The 19,800-nt window shown below is 38.4% G+C and carries 18 protein-coding genes; 9 read left to right on the top strand and 9 right to left on the bottom strand.

Annotated elements, in window-relative coordinates; translation table 11 throughout:
- Positions 1-100: 100 nt before the first annotated feature.
- Positions 101-538: a phospholipase D-like domain-containing protein gene (locus FMM05_RS05240; protein WP_143372296.1), complete on the top strand. Its 438-nt coding sequence runs from the start codon at positions 101-103 to the stop codon at positions 536-538.
- 386 nt (positions 539-924) lie between these two features.
- Here the strand turns inward: FMM05_RS05240 and FMM05_RS05245 are convergent, their stop codons facing one another.
- Positions 925-1,179: an SDR family oxidoreductase gene (locus FMM05_RS05245; RefSeq protein WP_143372297.1), complete on the bottom strand. Its 255-nt coding sequence runs from the start codon at positions 1,177-1,179 to the stop codon at positions 925-927.
- Positions 1,180-1,315: 136 nt separating this feature from the next.
- Here FMM05_RS05245 and FMM05_RS05250 point away from each other — a divergent pair, with 136 nt between their 5' ends.
- From FMM05_RS05250 to FMM05_RS05265, 4 genes are all read left to right on the top strand, one after another.
- Positions 1,316-1,744, top strand: coding sequence for a winged helix-turn-helix transcriptional regulator (locus tag FMM05_RS05250; protein WP_143372298.1), 429 nt, complete (start codon positions 1,316-1,318; stop codon positions 1,742-1,744).
- Between the two features lie 527 nt (positions 1,745-2,271).
- Positions 2,272-3,249: an aldo/keto reductase gene (locus tag FMM05_RS05255; RefSeq protein ID WP_143372299.1), complete on the top strand. Its 978-nt coding sequence runs from the start codon at positions 2,272-2,274 to the stop codon at positions 3,247-3,249.
- A 12-nt stretch (positions 3,250-3,261) separates the two neighbouring features.
- Complete coding sequence (locus tag FMM05_RS05260) at positions 3,262-3,999, top strand: SDR family oxidoreductase (RefSeq protein WP_143372300.1); 738 nt, start codon at positions 3,262-3,264, stop codon at positions 3,997-3,999.
- Positions 3,996-4,931 carry a helix-turn-helix domain-containing protein gene (locus FMM05_RS05265; protein ID WP_235894360.1) on the top strand — a complete coding sequence of 312 codons (936 nt, stop codon included), beginning with the start codon at positions 3,996-3,998 and terminating at the stop codon, positions 4,929-4,931. The genes FMM05_RS05260 and FMM05_RS05265 overlap by 4 nt, the downstream gene beginning before the upstream one ends.
- A 1,049-nt stretch (positions 4,932-5,980) precedes the next feature.
- Here FMM05_RS05265 and FMM05_RS05270 read toward each other — a convergent pair.
- Positions 5,981-6,322, bottom strand: coding sequence for a winged helix-turn-helix transcriptional regulator (locus tag FMM05_RS05270; protein WP_143372301.1), 342 nt, complete (start codon positions 6,320-6,322; stop codon positions 5,981-5,983).
- Positions 6,323-6,529: 207 nt separating this feature from the next.
- On the opposite strand from FMM05_RS05270, the gene abc-f reads away from it, so the two are divergent.
- Positions 6,530-8,116 carry a ribosomal protection-like ABC-F family protein gene (gene abc-f / locus FMM05_RS05275; protein WP_143372302.1) on the top strand — a complete coding sequence of 529 codons (1,587 nt, stop codon included), beginning with the start codon at positions 6,530-6,532 and terminating at the stop codon, positions 8,114-8,116.
- 124 nt (positions 8,117-8,240) lie between these two features.
- Positions 8,241-8,633: a DoxX family protein gene (locus FMM05_RS05280; RefSeq protein WP_143372303.1), complete on the top strand. Its 393-nt coding sequence runs from the start codon at positions 8,241-8,243 to the stop codon at positions 8,631-8,633.
- 377 nt (positions 8,634-9,010) lie between these two features.
- On the opposite strand, the gene FMM05_RS05285 is transcribed toward FMM05_RS05280, so the two are convergent.
- From FMM05_RS05285 to FMM05_RS05315, 7 genes are all read right to left on the bottom strand, one after another.
- Positions 9,011-9,817 carry a DUF1223 domain-containing protein gene (locus tag FMM05_RS05285; protein ID WP_235894361.1) on the bottom strand — a complete coding sequence of 269 codons (807 nt, stop codon included), beginning with the start codon at positions 9,815-9,817 and terminating at the stop codon, positions 9,011-9,013.
- A 119-nt stretch (positions 9,818-9,936) separates the two neighbouring features.
- On the bottom strand, positions 9,937-10,698 hold the full coding sequence (locus FMM05_RS05290; RefSeq protein ID WP_143372304.1) for a LytR/AlgR family response regulator transcription factor: 762 nt from the start codon (positions 10,696-10,698) through the stop codon (positions 9,937-9,939).
- Positions 10,679-11,695, bottom strand: a complete 1,017-nt coding sequence (locus FMM05_RS05295) for a sensor histidine kinase (RefSeq protein ID WP_143372305.1) — start codon at positions 11,693-11,695, stop codon at positions 10,679-10,681. The genes FMM05_RS05290 and FMM05_RS05295 overlap by 20 nt, the downstream gene beginning before the upstream one ends.
- A 158-nt stretch (positions 11,696-11,853) precedes the next feature.
- Positions 11,854-12,312 (bottom strand): organic hydroperoxide resistance protein, encoded by a 459-nt coding sequence (locus tag FMM05_RS05300; RefSeq protein ID WP_143372306.1) that lies wholly within the window; start codon positions 12,310-12,312, stop codon positions 11,854-11,856.
- Between the two features lie 22 nt (positions 12,313-12,334).
- Entirely contained in the window at positions 12,335-13,351 is a 1,017-nt protein-coding gene (locus tag FMM05_RS05305) for an alpha/beta fold hydrolase (RefSeq protein WP_143372307.1), read from the bottom strand.
- A gap of 24 nt (positions 13,352-13,375) precedes the next feature.
- Positions 13,376-13,852, bottom strand: a complete 477-nt coding sequence (locus FMM05_RS05310; protein WP_143372308.1) for a DUF6130 family protein — start codon at positions 13,850-13,852, stop codon at positions 13,376-13,378.
- A 239-nt stretch (positions 13,853-14,091) separates the two neighbouring features.
- Positions 14,092-14,832: an SDR family oxidoreductase gene (locus tag FMM05_RS05315; protein ID WP_143372309.1), complete on the bottom strand. Its 741-nt coding sequence runs from the start codon at positions 14,830-14,832 to the stop codon at positions 14,092-14,094.
- A 218-nt stretch (positions 14,833-15,050) separates the two neighbouring features.
- Here FMM05_RS05315 and FMM05_RS05320 point away from each other — a divergent pair, with 218 nt between their 5' ends.
- Entirely contained in the window at positions 15,051-18,212 is a 3,162-nt protein-coding gene (locus FMM05_RS05320) for a T9SS type A sorting domain-containing protein (protein ID WP_143372310.1), read from the top strand.
- Positions 18,213-18,324: 112 nt separating this feature from the next.
- Positions 18,325-19,800: a tetratricopeptide repeat protein gene (locus tag FMM05_RS05325; RefSeq protein ID WP_185965508.1), complete on the top strand. Its 1,476-nt coding sequence runs from the start codon at positions 18,325-18,327 to the stop codon at positions 19,798-19,800.

Raw genomic sequence — 19,800 nt, forward strand, 5'->3', positions numbered from 1 at the left:
AATAGTATATTTTCTTCTTTTATTTAATTATGTTTCGTGAATTCCATATAAGATAGCGTAGAGAATAGTATCTTTAGCCCAATAAAAAGTAACGAATTTCATGCAGTTTTTAAAGCCAAACAATATTTCGGGCGAGATCATGAATCTTCTTGATGAAGCCAAAGAAAAGGTGGTTATCGTTTCGCCTTATTGCAAATTTGACAAATGGTATAAGTTAGTCGCCAAGATTAGGAAGCTTAAGGAGCGTAATGTTATCGTTGAATTTTATATCCGCCATGGCGAAAAAGAAGCTTATGACCAGGTAACTGAGCTTGGTATTACACCCATTCCCGTGGAAAACCTGCATGCAAAGCTCTATTTTAATGAAAGTAAAGCAATCGTAACCTCAATGAACCTCCTACTGAGTTCGGAAATAAACTCAATAGACATTGGATACCTGACTCAGAATACCACAGAGTATAATGAAATTACCGACTTTTACAGTACTTACCTTAAAAAACAAGACCGCCCTTTAGCAAATGAAACCAGCTTTGACTAGCGGGAACACCTTGATAACGAACTGCGTTTAAATTTCCCAAGGGTAAGGATCTATGAAAATGAAGGCGCATTCCAAATAAAAACGGCATCAAATAATTACGATGTATTTATTTGGAATAATAACAGGCAAAACCTCCTGCGCATCTGCGGTATCGTTTCCGCTAAGGAATTTGAGTATGCATTAACGGTGGAAAAAACACTTGCAACGGATATATTTACAATCCAGCTACAACCCGCCACCCATGGCTACAATACCATTTGGGGAACTTCAAAACATGATTTAAGCTCAACAAACATAAATTATCTGGAGAGTGATGATGCTGAACTGATCGTAAACTTCATATTGAATTTTGTCGTAAAGGTCGAGGCAGTAAAGCAATATTGCTATCAGAACCGAAAAATGTTATAAGGGAACAAAGCTAACATTACTTTGTCAATACCTTCAAACGCTTCTACTAACGATTCATAATCGAAATAATCACCGATACGAACCTCAATACCTTTGGCAATAAGGTCTTCAATTGCTTCTTTTTTACGGGAAAGGCCAATAATCTGGCTTGCAGGAACGCCTTTCTTTAATAAATGTTCTACTGTACCTTTTCCAACTACACCTGTTACCCCTGTCACTAAAATCTTTGTCATAATGTACTATTCTTTTTTGTTATAAAATGATTAAATTTGCTTTTGAAATGCAAGTAAAAAATAAAATAATTGCTTTTAAATTGCAAGTGTAAAAATATATTATTACTTTCAATATGCAAGCAAAAAAGAGTAAAATATGAAATTAATTGAAAATCGATCTGATTGCCCGATCAGTTCATCTTTGGATATATTCGGGGACCGATGGTCGTTACTCATTGTACGGGATTTGATGCTGTACAAAACCCGTACTTACGGAGACTTTACAAAGTCCGAAGAGAAAATTGCAACGAATATATTGGCTAGTAGGTTACAGTTATTGGAGGATAAGGGAATTATTAGTAAATTACCTTACCCAGACAATAAAGTTAAAGGGCTTTATAAGCTCAGCCCAAAAGGAGTTGAATTAATACCTGCTCTGATTGAAATAGCCCTTTGGGGAGATAAACATTTATCCAACCCTGATGGATGTTTGCCTTATTTGAAAGAAGTAAAAAAGAACAAGTCTAAATTTCTGAAAAATATTATGGATAAACAGCTTGCAAATAACGAGGCTAATGTTGAATAAATATTGTAATTATTTTTAAGTATTATTGTAAAATATATTTTATGACATCTAAATGTTGGAAATTATCACAATTAGCCTATACTAATACATCGCTGTTGACACTATTATTGGTATCTGCTTTACATTAAAATTATTTCACACGTCATCGACGCTACAAATTAACTTTTGTGTACTCTCTAATTATTGAATAGCAGTTCCACCTCACTCATCGTTAGTACTAAACTAGCTCATTTTTAACGGTATTACAAGTCTATTACCCATAATTCAAAGGGAAGTAATTTAATTTTAAAATTAGCAAATCTTGAAAGTATAAATGATAACCGTAATATTTTGACTTGGAGTTACCTACCTACGCTATGGAAACTTTCTAATCGTTAGATCAAAGTAGCGGACTAATTTATAATGTTTAATAAACCGTTTGAAAATCTAACTACAACAATTACCAACATGACTACTTTTCATTGAATGACAATCGGGAAATTTGTACCTGAAATTAAGTCGGTTTAGAAACAATTCAAATTAGAATTATGCAAAAAAGAAAATTAGGTAATGAAGGATTAGAAGTTTCCGCATTAGGTTTTGGCTGTATGGGTTTAAACTTTTTAGACGGGAAAGGTCTTGATAAGAACGAGGCTATAACACTATTGCGCAACGCAGTTGAAAGAGGTATCACATTTTTTGATACCGCAGAAGCCTATGGGCCTTACACCAATGAGGAACTTGTTGGCGAAGGATTACAGCTTTATAGAAAAGACGTCATTATAGCAACAAAATTTGGCTGTAAAGATGCCAGGCCAGTAACAGGTTTAGACAGCAGGCCCGAAACGATTAGGGCAGTAACCGAAGCATCTTTAAAAAGATTGAAGACAGATTACATCGATTTGCTGTACCAGCACAGGGTTGACCCCAATGTTCCGATAGAAGATGTTGCCGGTACCGTAAAAGACCTTATACAAGAAGGTAAGGTGAAATATTTTGGTTTGTCGGAAGCAAGTGCAAATACCATTCGCAAGGCACATGCAATTCAACCGGTATCAGCAGTACAAAGCGAATACTCTTTATTTTGGCGTGAACCCGAAAATGAGATCATACCAACATTAGAGGAGCTGGGAATTGGTTTTGTTCCGTTTAGCCCATTAGGCAAAGGCTTCCTGACAGGAACCATAAACTCAAAATTAGCAGATGTAGACCGCAGAAATGTCATTCCCCGTTTTAGCGAAGAAAACATAAAAGCCAATATTGTTTTAGTGGAAGCACTTTCCGAAATCGCTAAACAAAAAAATGTTACGCCCGGACAATTAGCACTGGCCTGGCTCTTAGCTCAAAAGCCTTGGATAGCACCCATACCGGGCACAACAAAATTGCATCGTTTAGAAGAGAACATTGGCAGTACGAATATTGTACTAACAGCTGATGAACTTGCAAAAATAAACACAACCGTAAACGGAATTACACTTGTAGGCGATCGCTATCCCGAAGTTTTAGAAAGACAAATAGACAAATAAAAACGAACAACCATGCAAAATACTGAAGGAAAAGTTATAGCCATTACTGGTGCAAGCAGCGGTATGGGTAAGGCCATTGCTATAGAATTAGCAAAAAACGGCGTAAAGGTTGTTTTAGGTGCAAGGCGAACAGAACAATTACAACAACTTGTTGAAGAAATTAAAAGTACAGGTGGCGAAGCTACCAGTACTACAATTGATGTAAAGAATAAAGCCGATCTGATTAGGTTGGTCAATACAGCATTTGAAAAATACGGAAAATTAGATGTTATTGTAAACAATGAAGGCGTTAGCCAGTTAAGCCGCATTGACGCATTGGATATTGATGGCTGGGAAGAAATGATCGACATTAACCTTAAAGGTGTTTTGTATGGGATGGCTGCCACAATTCCTGTTTTTAAACAACAACAATCGGGGCATATTGTCAATATTATTTCAACTTCGGGTATAAAGATCGTACCAATGCAGGGCGTTTATGCCGGGACTAAAAATGCCATTCGCACTATTGCAGAAGCATTTCGTCAGGAGTCCGACGGAAACATTCGCATTACAGGCATTTCGCCCGGGTTTGTAAAAACCGACTTTGCGAACAACATAAAAAATGAAGACATGAAAACAGCTGTTCAAAAAGGGATGGAACAAATTGCTATAAATCCCATAGCCATTGCCAATGCTGTAATTTATGCCATAAGCCAGCCTGACGATGTAGAAATTGGCGACATTGTTATTCGTCCGTCAAAACAAAATTGATTAAATTCGTAAACAAAAAGCAACAACAACCTAACATAAACCACATTAATAGTATATCGCAACTTGTGCGTGTTTTGGGAGTTCCTGCGCCATTGCACCCTTTGATCGCATTGGTTGATTACAATAATGTTCCGATCGAAATGTTTCCGAAGGGGCAAAAAGTAAGCCTTGATTTTTACAAAATTTCCTTTAAGCCAACATTTACAGGGCAAATAAAATACGGACAGGGATATTACGATTTTGAAGAAGGCGGATTAGCATTTTTGAAGCCAAAACAAGTTGTTTTTCCACCCGAAAACATGGAAAGCTATGAAGGTATTGCATTGTATTTCCATTCGGACTTTATCCGAAATTATCCCTTAGGAAAAACAATACATCACTATGGCTTTTTCTCTTACGATGTTTCAGAAGCATTATTTTTATCGGCAAAAGAAAAAGAAATTATAGCTAGTTTGTTTGCTACAATAGCCAATGAACTGGATAATAACATTGACCATTTTAGCCAAGATGTTTTGGTGTCGCAAATAGAATTGTTGCTAAATTATAGCAATCGTTTTTACTACAGGCAATTTATTACCCGGAAAGCAATCAATCATGATATCGTAACTTCTTTAGACAAGCTGTTAAACAACTATTTTGAAAAAGAAAACAGCCAGAAAAATGGTTTGCCATCCGTAAAATATATCAGTACAGAATTAAAACTTTCGCAACGTTATCTGAGTGACATGTTAAGTTCATTGACAGGTATGAACACACAACAATATATCCAAAGTGCAATCATAGAAAAAGCTAAAGAAAAATTATCAACTACAAATCTTTCAGTTTCGGAAATTGCTTATGAATTGGGCTTTGAACATTCACAATCGTTCAGCAAACTTTTCAAGACAAAAACTAATGTTTCGCCTTTAATGTTCAGGCAGTCGTTTAATTAAAAGACGATGAAGGCAGTATTATGTTCGCTTAGAATCGTTACAACAATTAAAGATTTATTTGCAAAGATTTTCTGTCTATTTTCAGGCAGCGTAAATTCCACAGCGGCCTCACCCTTGTTTAGGCAAAACCGTCCATGTTAAAGAGCGCGTTGATAAAAAGGCTATATGTATTGCCTGTGTAATTCCCTTGCTTAAAGTGTTCAACTCCTCCCCTTACACTTATAAACTTGTTACCATATTGCTCTTCACTTAATAATATTTCAATTTACATATTTATAGATCCTAATTATAATTTCAAAACACGCAGTGTTTCTGAAAATTCATATTTGAAACATAAATCACTAAATATCAACAATTAAGCACTTTTATTTATATCATTAAAAAGATTTAAAAGTGGTATTAGGTGTTCAATTAAAGTCTCTGATTGCCCACCAATGGGGACAAAGAAGTATTTTTCTTCTTTGTCCTTTTTTTTATCCGTCTATTTCCTGTTAATCATATAAATAAGCTAAATCACTTCTTTAACTCTTCTGGTTCGAAGTTCATTATTTTCAAATGTCAGATTATCCGGGTATATTGAACCAATCAGATATCGTATGGTACAGTACAACATATATAATAATACCGCACTTGTCTCCTCACTGCGGCGACAATTACCAAAATTGGAAATAGATCCGGATAAAAGTGTCTAAGTGGTGTGGAGACATTTTGAATCGGAAGATAATAGAGAAAACAATTTTAGCAAAAGTTAACTGGACACGTCATCGTTAAATCTTTTCAAGATATCATAATGATGTAGGACACATATTTGAAAACTTAATTTCCATCTGGAAGCATTGGACAGGGATGTGAAAAAACAACTGGAAAGAATTTATTAACTGATCTAGTTAGATTTGTATCTATACACGAACAATCCGACGAACTGGAAATACTTTCAATGCTCGTTAAGAAATATGAGGATGTAAATTATCCCGTTCCTGAGCCTACATTAACAGAATTTATTAAATACAGGTTTGAATGGATGAATATTACTTTGAATTAAAAAAGTATTAACAATCCTCTCTTTCAACAACAACATTTCTGTGGCTTCGTCCCCAATTAATCATTTCACTTATAATATTTCCAAACGAACGACAATGTTCTGTTGGCTCATATTCAACAAGTACCGGGGTATCAGCATATACATTTCGCTTTAGTAACTTGTTAGCTTCCATGTCTTTTAATTCCCTTGAGAGCATACGTGTTGTGATACCCGGAATACTGCGCTCAATTTCCCTAAAGCGCCTGTTGCCGTTGCATATAGAATTCATAATTGGTATCCTCCATTTTCCTCCAATAAAATAAAGTGTATCCTGTAGCGAGCGTAATTCTTCAACCTGGTCTCTGTCCATATTTATTTCTTTTGGTATACTTAAGTATAGTAGTTACAAATGTATACCATATATTCTATATTTTTTAATATAAATTAATTCCTGAATTTTATACATTTGCATAGTCTTTACAACCATTTATGTGATTAAATAATTCTTTTCTAATAATTAAGTAAACCGCGGGCACTATGTTGCGCGGTAATTATTAATTCCTGAAAGAATATAATCATGCTCTCTTTACATAAAATTACTTATATACATCCTGATAAGGAAACGCTATTTAGCGGATTAGACTTTGTGGCTAACAAAGGCGAAAAAATAGCCGTGGTAGGCAATAATGGTGTAGGCAAATCTACATTGCTAAAACTTATTGCAAAAAAACTTAAACCATCAAGTGGTACAGTAGCTACAAATGCTGTTACATATTATGTTCCTCAAATTTTGGGGCAATACAATAATGCTACAGTAGCCCATGCTTTACAGGTAGCCGTAAAATTAAATGCACTTAAGCAAATACTTAACGGTAATGTTACTGAAACCAACCTTGAGATTATAGGAGATAGCTGGGATATAGAGGAACGCTGCCGCGAAGCGCTGGATTTTTGGGGCCTTAATAATATAACGCCCAATACACACATGGCTTTGTTAAGCGGTGGTGAGCAAACAAAGGTTTTGCTTGCCGGTATTGTTATCCATCAGCCCGATATGGTACTGTTAGATGAGCCCACAAACCATTTAGACCGCCAGGCGCGTACTATGCTGTATGAATGGATAAAAAATACAACAACAACTTTAATAACAGTATCGCACGATAGGAAATTATTGAATATGGTAGACAGGATTGCGGAAATTTCTGGGAACGGTATTGCGAATTATGGTGGCAACTACGAATTTTACCTTTCGCAAAAACAAACTGAAAGCAACGCTTTGCAAACCAATATACATAATAAAGAACTTGCCCTTAAACGTGCGCGAAACAAAGAGCGCGAAATAAACGAACGCCAACAAAAACTTGATGCACGCGGCAAGGGTAAAAAAGAAAAATCGGGCGTGGCCCGTATAATGCTAAATACTTTTCGTAATAATGCCGAAAACAGCAGCGCAAAAACTAAAGATGCCCATGCCGAAAAAATTCAGGAAATAACAACTGAATTACGAAGTCTTAGGCATGACCTGCCGGGTATTGATAAAATGGACTTTAATTTTAAAGATTCGGAACTTCATAAAGGGAAGTTGCTTTTTGAGGCAAATAAATTAAACTTTAGCTATACAAGCACAAATATTTGGCATAACAATATCGATTTTAAAATTACAAGCGGCGGCCGTATAGCTTTGCAGGGCAATAACGGATCGGGCAAGTCTACGCTTATAAAGTTGCTTACCGGCCATCTTTTACCTACAACCGGCACATTATACTCTGCTACAAAAAATATAGTTTATGTAGATCAGGATTACTCATACCTTAACAACGCGCTTACTGTTTTTGAGCAGGCACAAAAAGCTAATACCTCTAACTTGACCGAACATGAAGTGCGCATGCTGCTTGCCCGGTTTCTGTTTCCGCAAAGCAGCATATATAAGTTATGCAGTACATTAAGTGGCGGCGAAAGAATGAGGCTCGTGCTTTGCTGCATTACAATGTTTGATATGCCGCTGGATGTATTAGTGCTTGATGAACCCACTAACAACCTTGATCTACAAAATATCCAAATACTCACTACTGCAGTAAATCAGTTTAAAGGCACATTAATAGCCGTTTCTCACGATCAGGTATTTTTAGATAGTATAAATATCAATAGTACGATAATGCTGTAATATCATTCAATACTTACAATGTCTAAATCAGGTTTAAAATTGTCTGCATCGGCTATTTTGTGTTCGCTCAGCGGTTGATTTCTATGTAATTTTGTCTTGTAAAACAATAAAAAATATAGAAATCATGAATGCAAAAACCACTAAGATCATTTTTTGGACAAGTACAGTATTAATCTCTGCCTGGTTTGGGGCAAGCGGTATTTTTGAACTGACGCACAATCCTTTAATATGGGAAATTACTCAACAGTTAGGCTATCCTCCCTACTTTATCTACATATTGGGTGTGTTTAAAATAGCAGGTGTTTTGGTTTTATTAACGCCAAACAGGTTACTAAGGCTAAAAGAATGGGTGTATGCCGGTATCTTTTTTGACATCCTGTTTGCTTTCTTTTCTAAGATCAGCGTGTTAGGAATGGAAGCTGCCGCCGATGCCGTAATAGCCTTTATAATTGCAGCTACATCTTACAGCATGTTCCGAAGGTTATACCTTTTTACTTATCAAAAGCTAACTAAATAAGGTTAAGCACAATTCTAAAATTTATCACATTCCCGGGCCTCAACCCGGGATTTTTTTTGCTTTTTATGATACCTATGTTTTAATACACTATACACCGTGAACACAGGAGAGTATAGAATATTGAGCATTCACTATTAACCTTCCCTCTCTAACTAATTTCAGCTTAGTGAAAGCTTATTTATAGTAGTATAGTGATAATCAAAGATAACAGTATTATACTGCTTATGGTGGATAAGTTATTGCACAACAGCATTGCACAGTCACTATCACTTACATTATACATAATAACAACGTGTATAACTAATACAAAAGGGCGGCAACTTTATGTTACCGCCCTTTTGTATTAGCTACAACTTCTGGCTGTGATATAAATACCTTTATTTTTTGATTTGTTCAGCATCTTTGGCATTAACCACCAATGTAGCTTTGGCTGCAGCATATATTTTTGCCGTAGCAGGATCCTGAACCATAGCTATAACTTCCCATTCGTTTTCAATAAAATCTTTTGGAATTGGCAACTGCAATTTCCCTTTCCCGTTAGCGCTTATTGTAGATGTGTTTAACGACCTCACAATTTGCCAGTGTGTTAATGTCCGGCCCTGGTTTTCGCCTCGCTTAATTTGCCTTACAGCCTTTTTTTGAACCAATGCCAAGCGCAGTACCGCAGGTTTATAATTACCGGTTAATGTGTAATTTATTAAAAGGCTGCCGTTAATCTGCCGGGCAGTAATTGCGAGATTAGCCGATGCTTTTCCGTTTATAACATGCACAAGTGTTTCTCGTAAAGTACGCTCATCAGACCCTACAAATTCTGCCTCGCCGTTAACAATAACCTGGGGTGTGTAAAGCTGCGATCCTAACAAGTGGCTGTATTCGCTTTGCCGTTGTGTATATGCGGCACTGCTATAGGCATCCTTCCACCCCATCCTGTCCCAGTAATCTACATGGTAAGCAAGTACATACACAGGCTTATCCTTATATTCCTGCTGTATTTTGCCAAGTAATTCGTCGGCCGGGGGGCAGCTTGAGCAACCTTCAGAAGTAAATAATTCAACAACAGCAAACCCATTTTGCCCGGATGCCGGTAAGGGTTGCTTTGTAACATAGTTTGCGCCCATAACTGCAACACAAAAAGTAGAAACGACAGCTAACAATGTAGCGCTAAAAATTTTTACAGATTTCATATTCTTTAGATTTTAATTTTACCCAAAGTTAAAATCCGGGAGCATCCTGTTGAAGTGAAATATAGCTGAAGCAGACATATAAGACCCTGAACCGAAATGGAAAATCCGGTTCAGTTTACTTAACGGTTTTCAAGCCATGAAAAAAAGCTATGCGATTTTTCTTTGTTGATAAACAGCTTTTCAGGTGTTTCTATAACAAGCTTAATATATAGCTTCCTAAGGAAATAATGCTCAATTTCTTTAACGGCGCTAAAGTTAATGAGGTATTGCCTGTTAACCCTAAAAAACTGGTTTGCAGATACCATGCCGGCTATTTGTGCCAACGGTTGTGTTAAGGGATATTCCTGCCTGTCAAAACATACTGCAAAAGTAGACTCGTTACGTATGTAAAAAAAGGCAATATCCTGGGTTTGAATAGTAGTGTATTTTTGGTTTTTAAATACTAAAAAACTGCTTTTCCCTGTAGCAGGATTAAGTTTTGCCAACAGGTCGTTTACGTCCGGGGCAGATTTTTGCTGGAAGAAATTACGTAGTTCATCTACTTTTTTTAGTGCTTCCCAGATGCTTTCCCTCGAAAATGGTTTTAGTATATAATCTATACCATTACTTTTAAAGGCATCAAGAGAGTATTCATCAAATGCGGTACAAAATACTACTGGGCATTTTATTTGTACCGATTTAAAAATTTCAAACGACAGCCCGTCTGCCAACTGTATATCCATAAATATCAGGTCGGGCTGTGTGCCTGATGATAATGCTTTAACAGAGCTCTCTATACTATCGTACCGGCCTGTAATTTCGGCTTCGGGCTTTAGGTCGAGCACAATATTTTCAAGAGATTGCGCTGTTCTTGGCTCGTCTTCAATAATTATGATATTCATATATAAGCGGGAGTTTTACTTTAAAAATTATTCCGTCATCGTAAATTTCTATATCCTTATCAAGCAGGTGTTTGTACCTCGAGTTAATATTGGTTAGGCCAACACCAAGTGAATTGTGGTCGCCCTTTTTAAGTTGCACCTGATTTTCTACAACTATTTTATCGTTATCCTTATACAACTTTATATTAAGCGGCTTAGAGGCAGAAACTATATTGTGCTTAAGGCAATTTTCTACCAGTAGCTGCAACGTAAAGGGAGGTACTAACGTTTTTAAAACGTCGCCACTTAAGTTGTTTTTAAAAGTGAAGCCGGTTTCAAAACGTGCCTTTTGCAAAAAAAGGTAGGCATCAAGTATCTGTATTTCTTCAGAGAGGTGAATAAGGTCGAGTTTACGGCTCTCCAGGGTATACCTGTAAAAATCAGAGAGTTTTATTATAAAATCTACCGATTGGGTTTCGGCACCCTCTACCATAGCCTTAAGGGTATTAAGGGAGTTGAATAAAAAATGCGGGTTAACCTGTTGTTTAAGCAGCTCATACTGGGCGCCAAGATTATCGTTCCTAATACGTTCCAGCTCCATGCTTACCGATTGGTTTTCATAGTTTTGCTGTAACAGGTTAAGGAACATATAAAACACAAGGTTTATTAAAATACCCCGCACCTCTACCATAAGCATGGTTGGGCCAAAGTTAATGTGCGACAAAATAAGCTGCTGCACCCAGGCCAGGCCAAACATTACTACCAAACCTACGGCAAGGGTACTTAATAATTTAGGATACGAAATGCTTTGCCTTTGCTTTTTAGTTTGTGCAGGCAGTATATAAAGGTTAAAATACCACATAAGTACAGCAAAGGCAGCGGTAATACCTGCATTTACTACGGCTTCGGCCCAGTTAAACTGATGCGATGCAAGCTGGGGTACAGATGACAGCAGCCCTAAAAAGACAGAACTTGTCCAGATCGTGGCCGCTGAAATTTTTAAATGTTTTTTTTCCACGTATGTTGGAGGTTTAAATAATTGTATAGTGGTACTAACAAAGTTAAAATTTATTATCTTGCTTACTACATTATGGTATACCAAAGTATACAGTTATTATTGATCCTAAAAAAAAGGATACCAAAGCATCCTTTTTAATTAATAGTTTTAATGATGAATTAGATTATTGCAGTCACTAAAACATTAATATTACCACGTGTAGCCTTAGAGTACGGGCATGTTTGGTGGGCGGCTTCAATTACTAATTTTGCCTCTTTTTCGGTTAGCCCGGAAAGGTTTACAAAGAGGCGTGCCTGTAGCGAAAAACCACTTTCTCCGGTGGCAAGGTCAACCTCAGCATCAACCGATACATCTTTTGGTAAAGGTATTTGAAGATGCGCAGCGTTATGCCTCATCGCCCCGATAAAGCAGGCCGACCATCCGGCTGCAAACAGCTGTTCCGGGTTAGTGCCTGTTCCCTTACTTCCGGGAGCTGAAAGGTTAACGTCTAAACGTTTATCATCGCTAATAGCTATACCTTCGCGCCCGTTTAACACATTTACTTTTCCTGTGTAAAGCACTTTTTCCACAGCAGATAACTCCTGGTTTTGCGAATCTATAATTACTAAATTTTTCATGATCTGTTATTTTATGTTTAAATTATTTTTTTGAAAGTTGATAGGCCTGTAGCACAGCATCTGCAAATTTCCGGGGCGCTTCGGCAGGAGGGTTATGCCCTACCCCACCTGCAAAGTCAAGATGTATGTATTTGCCTTTAAATTTTGAGGCATATTTAGAAGGATCAGGGTGTGGGGCGCCGTTAGCGTTACCCTCTATTGTAATGGCGGGTACCATTATAAAAGGAGCAGCAGCCAGTTTCTTTTCCATGTCATCATATTGCTTTTCGCCGTTAGAAAGGCCAAGCCTCCACCTGTAATTATCTATTACAATGGCAACATGGTCAGGATTCTCTAAAGCGGTGGCAGATGTATTAAAGGTGGCATCATCAAAATCCCATTCGGGCGATGCCGATTTCCAGATAAGCCTTGCAAATTCTTTAGTATTTGCTGCATAGCCTGCCGCACCACGATTAGTAGCAAAGTAAAACTGGTACCACCATGATAATTCATCCTTTGGTAAAAGTGGGGCTTTATTGCCCTGCTGGCTACCAATTAAATATCCGCTTACCGATACCAGTGCTGTAGTACGTTCCGGCCACAAAGCTGCAATAATATCTGCGGTACGTGCGCCCCAGTCAAAACCGGCAATGGTGGCTTTTTTTATTTTTAAGGCATCCATAAGGGCTATAATGTCGGTCGCAATTGCCGCCTGCTGGCCATTTCTTGGTGTTTGTGCTGATAAAAATGTTGTTGTGCCATACCCCCTTAAATAGGGCGTAATAACGCGGTGCCCTTTTACTGCAAGCAGCGGTACAACTTTATCAAAGCTATGAATATCATACGGCCAGCCATGCAACAATATAACTACGGGGCCATTGGTGGGGCCTGCTTCGGCGTAGCCCACATTAAGCACGCCCGCATTAATTTGTTTTAAAGTACCAAGCTGATTTACATTTGTAGCTGCGTTTTGCGAAAAAGCCGGGATTGAAAGCAGCATCATTACGAAAATTAAAGCTGATAAGAGTGTGGCTGGTTTATGTTTTACTATAGTTTTCATATCTGAAGTTTAATGGTTATATAATTAATGGTGTGAGTGATTAGTGGTCGTTTCAGGAATTTCGAAGGATATAAGCTGTTTAGCTAAAACATGATGGGTAGTGTCGGCCAGCTCAAATAAAATAGTGTGCTTACCGGGGGCCATGCCTACTATTATTAAAGGTTCATTACTGGCATCGGCCCAATGCCATGGCAGGTTGTCTACTGTAATATGCAGGTGGCCTATTCTTGGCGATACTTTCAGGCCCGCTTCTCCATAAACCGGAACGATCTTAAGATTTTCTGTACGGTATTGAATAATCACTTTTCCTTTTGCAAGCTCTGCTGCAAGTGGTGCATCTACAATTAATTTAGCTTCGGGCTCTGCAATTACCGGTGTAATAGCAGGAACACCAATTACATCCCTGGCAGATAACTGTGGCTTATTTTGTGCAAAACCTCCTGTTATAGCCAGTAGTAAAACCGCAAGCGTAAGTACTGTTTTTGTTGCTGTTGTTCTCATAAATCTGTATGTATAATTTTTAAACTTGTTTGTTATTCTTACCCAAAGGTATTTACACAGCGCCTTTTACAGAATTGAAAAAAAGCCGAAGCGGACAGATTACCTCCTGAGTTAGACATTTGCCATCTTTATCATTTTTCGGTGAAGAAGCTTAACGCACATATGAGTCCTTTTAAATTAAAAATGCCTCTGAACATATTGTGTTCAGAGGCATTTTTAGAATTAGTTTGTTAGGCAACTTATAAACTCATACCACCATCGATCACGATTTCTGCACCGGTTATAAAGCTTGCGGCATCGCTCGAAAAATAACTCACTAATTTTGCTACATCATCGGCTGTACCTATTTTTTTAAGCGGAATGCGTTCTACCATCCAGTCGTCTAAACCCTTGCGGGAAGCTTCATCTATATTAAGTTTATTTAATATCTCCGTTTGTGTTGGCCCGGGGCTTACAGCATTAACCCTTATTTTTCGTGGAGCAAGCTCTACAGCAGCTATTTTCATAACAGCATTAAGGGCTGCCTTGCTGGAAGAATATATAGAAGAATTAACAGCATTCATACTGGCAACATTAGAGGATAGGAACACTACCGATCCGCCATCATTTATAAGTAGTATAAACCTGCTTAGTGTAAAGTAAGCACCTTTAAAGTTAACATCGATCACATAATCAAAATCGGCTTCTGTTGCGCCTTCAATACCTGCTCCTCCTAATACACCAGCATTTATAAATAGAATATCTATTTTTCCGAATTTTTCCTGTACCTGCGCGGCAAGCTCTTCAATTGCATAAACCTGTCCCTGGTCTGCAACCAATCCTGTAGCACCAAGTTTTGCAGCAGCGTCTTCTACAGCATCTTTTCTTCTGCCTGTAATGATAACTTCTGCTCCTTGTGCTTTTAATTCTTTTGCAGCGGCATATCCTATACCACTGTTACCGCCTGTTACCAGGGCTATTTTACCTTTTAGTGTTGACATTTTATTTTTTACTTTAAAATTTTCAACAAAGGTATTATCATTTTGATATACAAATGTTACCAGTATCACTTATGATACCAAAGTTTTGCTAATAAGGCAAATATTAGTTCAAATCTCATTTAGTCAGCATAATGTCTACACTGTTGTCAACACTATCAATACGTGGATACCCAGTAAATACAATAAATTTACAGCACTACTAATAAAAATTGCATGCTATGAAATTATCCAATTGTTATATTACCATTGTTTTATTTGTTTTGCTTATTCCTAAAGCAAGCGCGCAAAACACCGCACAATTTCAAGACCAAAAAGGTTACCAGGCATCTGCCGCAAATGGTGCGCTATCTAAATTATCTAAGTGGAAAACCTTTGTTCCTCAACAGCAAAATACACAAGTTACAGATCCAAGGCTAAAAATGCTGGGACAGATAGGTATACAACCAACACCCCAATACAGCACCCTTACTAACAACTATGAGTTTTTTGGTGGTGAAATAGACAAGGGTAATAACGTGCCCTATTCTGCCATTACAGATGGTGAAGGTAACACATACATAACTGGTGGGAGCACCAATGTAACACAGCCTTGTGGCGACTTTTTTACCATGAAAGTTAGCGCATCGGGCGAAACCCTTTGGCAAAAACGGGAAGCTGCCGCCATATATGCTGTAGAATACGGTATGCATTTATCTTTTGATGGCACAGGGAATATAATAGCGGCAGGCCTTAAATGGAATGGTAATGATATGGATATCCGCGTTATTAAATATACGCCTTCCGGAGATAAACTTTGGGATAGCGTGTTTGAAAATACTACCCAGGGCATAGAGATACCTGCCGCACTAACTGTGGGTAACGATGGCAGCATTTACATTACCGGTATTACATGGTCGGGCACAACGGTAGATTATCTTACCTTAAAATATAATACTGATGGCAGCCTTGCGTGGAGCCAAACGGAGAATCCTGCCGAAGATGATAGTTGGAACGAGGCCACTGCTGTTGCCGTTGACGATAACGGCAATGTAATAGTTACCGGGTACAGCCCCAACGCTGATGGATGGCTTAATTACCATACCGTAAAATACAACCCGCAGGGAATTAAGTTGTGGGAACAGGGATATAATTACGAAAGCACAGACCCTGAAAATGTTGCAGACTTTACAAACTCTACTGCACATGCTGTAACTACCGATGCTGATGGCAATATTTATGTTACCGGTACTTTTGATACCTTTTTAAGCCGTATAGGCACCATAAAATACAATGCAAACGGAGAACAGCAATGGATTGCCACTCATAAAAGCGGCAGCGATTATACTATGGGCTGGCAAATAGCCGCCCAGGATAATATTATCTACGTAGCAGGTAGCCACGTAGGCAGCTTTTCTGATGATGGCACGGTACTTTTATCATACACCGCCAATGGCGTAGAAAACTGGGTTGAAGAAACCACCGATCTTATTGAGGCGGTAAATACTACCTTATCTTTTGATGCAGAGGGTAATATAGTTACAGCTGCAAAAGGAATGACACCGGGTGAAGAAGAATGGACTCAGGATGTGGCGGCACGTGCACATAAATATTCGCCACAGGGTGATGAGCTGGGGCAATCGGCATTTGTAATTAGTACCGCTACCGGAACCGCCACAATGGGCGACATGGCCGGTGCAGGGCTGGATGATGCCGGTAATATATACTTTACGGTAAACTCATTTTACAGCCAGGATGGTGCTGTTTTTGAAACCGTTAAAACTACTTTTGGTACTACAGCAGCCGAGCCTGAATGGAATGAGGTTTACACAAACCTTGGGTCGGCAAGTGCTACGATGCTCAATTCTTTTCCTGATGGTAGCGGCAACACGCTATCTACCGGCAGTTATTACAGCTTTGCAAACAATATGCTAAACGCTAATTATTTTCTTGTAAAGCACAATGCAACAGGACAAATAACCTGGAACGTTATTTATAATACCGAGAACGGGAATGCAGCAGAAGGCATTGTTGCGCGGGCTGATGCACAGGGAAATAGCTATGTATGCCTTTTACCGGGCTTTGAGCAATCTCCTCCTGTATTGAGGGTTAAAAAGCTTTCGCCGGAAGGTACAGAACTTTGGGCTACCGAAATAGAACTGTATAACCCGCAGGTATATGTTTTAGAGCCACAAGCTGATGGGTCGGTATATCTTGGCGGCACAGCTTTTGAAACTGAAGACAGTGAGCATGCAGCTTTTGTGGGGATTAAGCTTAAAAGTGACGGTACACAGGCGTGGAAAACATATATGCAGGGCACAAATGCCCAAAACAATATTTACCAGGTAAATGCTGGTAAGGTTGATGCCAATGGCAGGCTTATACTTGCCGGTGCACACGGCAGCGGTAATTTTTCATCTCAGGATGTAAATCTTACCGTGGTACAATTTAATAATGATGGCAGCCCAGGCTGGATTACCCCGGTAACAGTTAACGGCCAGTCAACTTCAGGTACTGATTTGTATATAGCTACCGATGGTGCTATTTACATTAACGGTTTTGCACAGGATAACGACACCTATGATGAAGATATTGTAGCAACAAAACTAAGCGCTGAAGGCGATGTGTTATGGGTAAACACCTATGGCGGCAATAACAGGAACGAACGTTCTTACACTTTAAAATCCTTTAGCAATGGTGCTGTTGCTGTTACAGGTTATAGCATTGCACAAAACGGAGATATACATAATGCGCTTATAAAATACAGCCCGGAAGGCGAACAGCTTTGGGATTTCGCCTCTGAAAATATGCGTTATTACAACGACTTTCATATAGATGGGTCGGATGTATGCTATATCATGGATCAGGTTATAACAGATCCTTTCCCGCATAAAATATACAGTGCCCCCTTTCCTATCGCATCGTTAATTACAGTTGATGCCAATGGAGAAAATGCCGAAGAAGAATTTTTTGTTGGGCCGGAATATGCCGAGTTTTACGGCGAAAGGCTTGTACCACATGCCGATAACAGGCTGCTGCTGGCCGGCAGCGTGGGCAGCCAGGCATTTTACCAAGGAACTTACTTTTTTGAAACACAGCATGACGGTACTCTTGGTATTCCGGATAACCTTAACCCTCAAAGCGGAAAAAACTTATTGGGCCAAAATTATCCTAACCCGGTACAGGATGTTACTACAATACCTTTTTATCTTACGCAGGGTGGCAAAGCCTCAATTAAACTATATAGTATAGAAGGCAGGTTTATAAAAAATATTGCTGATGATACTTATACTTCGGGTGCTAATGCAATACAAATCAGCACAAAAGGCATTACTCCGGGAATATATTTATATCAAATACAATGCGGCAGGTTTAAACAAGCCCGTAAAATGGTAATTAAATAGTTAACATCATCAATCAAAAATGGTAAGCCCCCGATAATATCAGGGGCTTATTTGTTTTACTTTATTATAAGATTTAAATTTGGGGTTTACAGCAGCTATGTGCAAAATTTTGATGAGAAAATCTATAATAATCCTATGGTGGTGTTTTTTACTGCTGGCTGTTGCATGCACAACCAATACTGATAAGACTAAACCTTTAAAGGTAAACGAGCTTGCTGAAGGAACCTCTGATTTCGTTACCAACCAGGGTAACGAGCAATGGCGCATGGGTAATTATGAACAAGCCCTAAAGTATTTTACAAAAGCTTACAAAATGGTAAAACAATCCGGCGATGAAGCGCAAACTGCTACATTGCTTAATAATTTAGGATTGGTACACTGGCGCCTGGAAAACAATGCACAAGCTATGGAATGCTATACCGAAGCAGCTGCACTGGCAGAGAAAAATGGCATGAAAAGGCTTTTGGGCTTAACATATACTAACAGGGCCCTGATACTAAAAGAGCAGCGCAATTTTAATGAAGCCTTCAATCAAAATAATGAGGCCATTAGGTTGTTTAAAGAAATCAAAGAGCCACGCGACTTGGCCATTGCCTATAATAACCAGGGCCAGATATACCGGTTTTCCAATAACTTTTCGGAGGCGTTAATGTATTACCTTCTTTCGCTAAAAGAGTGCGAAAAAATAAATTATACCGAGGGTATGGCAACAGCCTATCAAAACCTTAGCACGGTATACGCAAAACAGGGTGACAAGCAAAAGGCATTAGCTACAGGATACAAATGCCTTAATTTAAGCCTAAAAGTTAATAGCAAAGTGCGCATAAGCGAAGGGTATCGGGAACTGTCGCGCAATTACGATATTTTTCATAAGCCGGATTCGGCATTATATTACTTTAAGAAGCATTATGATGTTGAAAAAGAAATTATGGAGGCCAACCAAAGCAATTTACTAACCCAATACCAGGCAAATTTAGGTGTAGAAGTTAAAAACCTGCGAATAAAGAACCTGCAAAATGAGAAAGAAATTGCCGATAACAAGCTGCTACTGTTATTAGTATCCGTTTTTATGGTACTGCTTATTTCGGCATTTTTTGTTTACCGATATCTATCATTGATTTCATTCAGGAAGAAACAGCTTGAGTTAGAGCTTGATAATTCTAAAAAGCTTATAAGCGTAAAAGAAGAAGAGCTTAAAACGTATATTGTTGACCTTGCCCAAAAGAATAATATTATTAGCAGGTTACAGAAAGAGCCTAAAAATGAAATTGTCTCTACAACACAGGAAGTCTCTGAACTTTTAGAGCAAAAAATCCTTACCGATGATGGCTGGGACAACTTTAAGGTGCGGTTTAAGGCTATTTATCCCGATTTCTTTAGCAGGATAAGGCAAAGTGGTATAGCAGTTACTGAGGCCGAAATACGTATAATGGTGTTAATGCGCTTACAGCTTAATGGGATTGAGATGGCAAATATTTTGGGGATTTCTCCTCAAAGTGTAAGGGCGTGCAAAATGCGTTTAAAAAAGAAACTGCACGCAGAAAATTATGAAACGGTAGAAGATTATCTCAAACACATCACTAAATAA

Source organism: Flavobacterium zepuense (assembly GCF_007097145.1).
Taxonomy (GTDB): Bacteria; Bacteroidota; Bacteroidia; order Flavobacteriales; family Flavobacteriaceae; genus Flavobacterium; species Flavobacterium zepuense.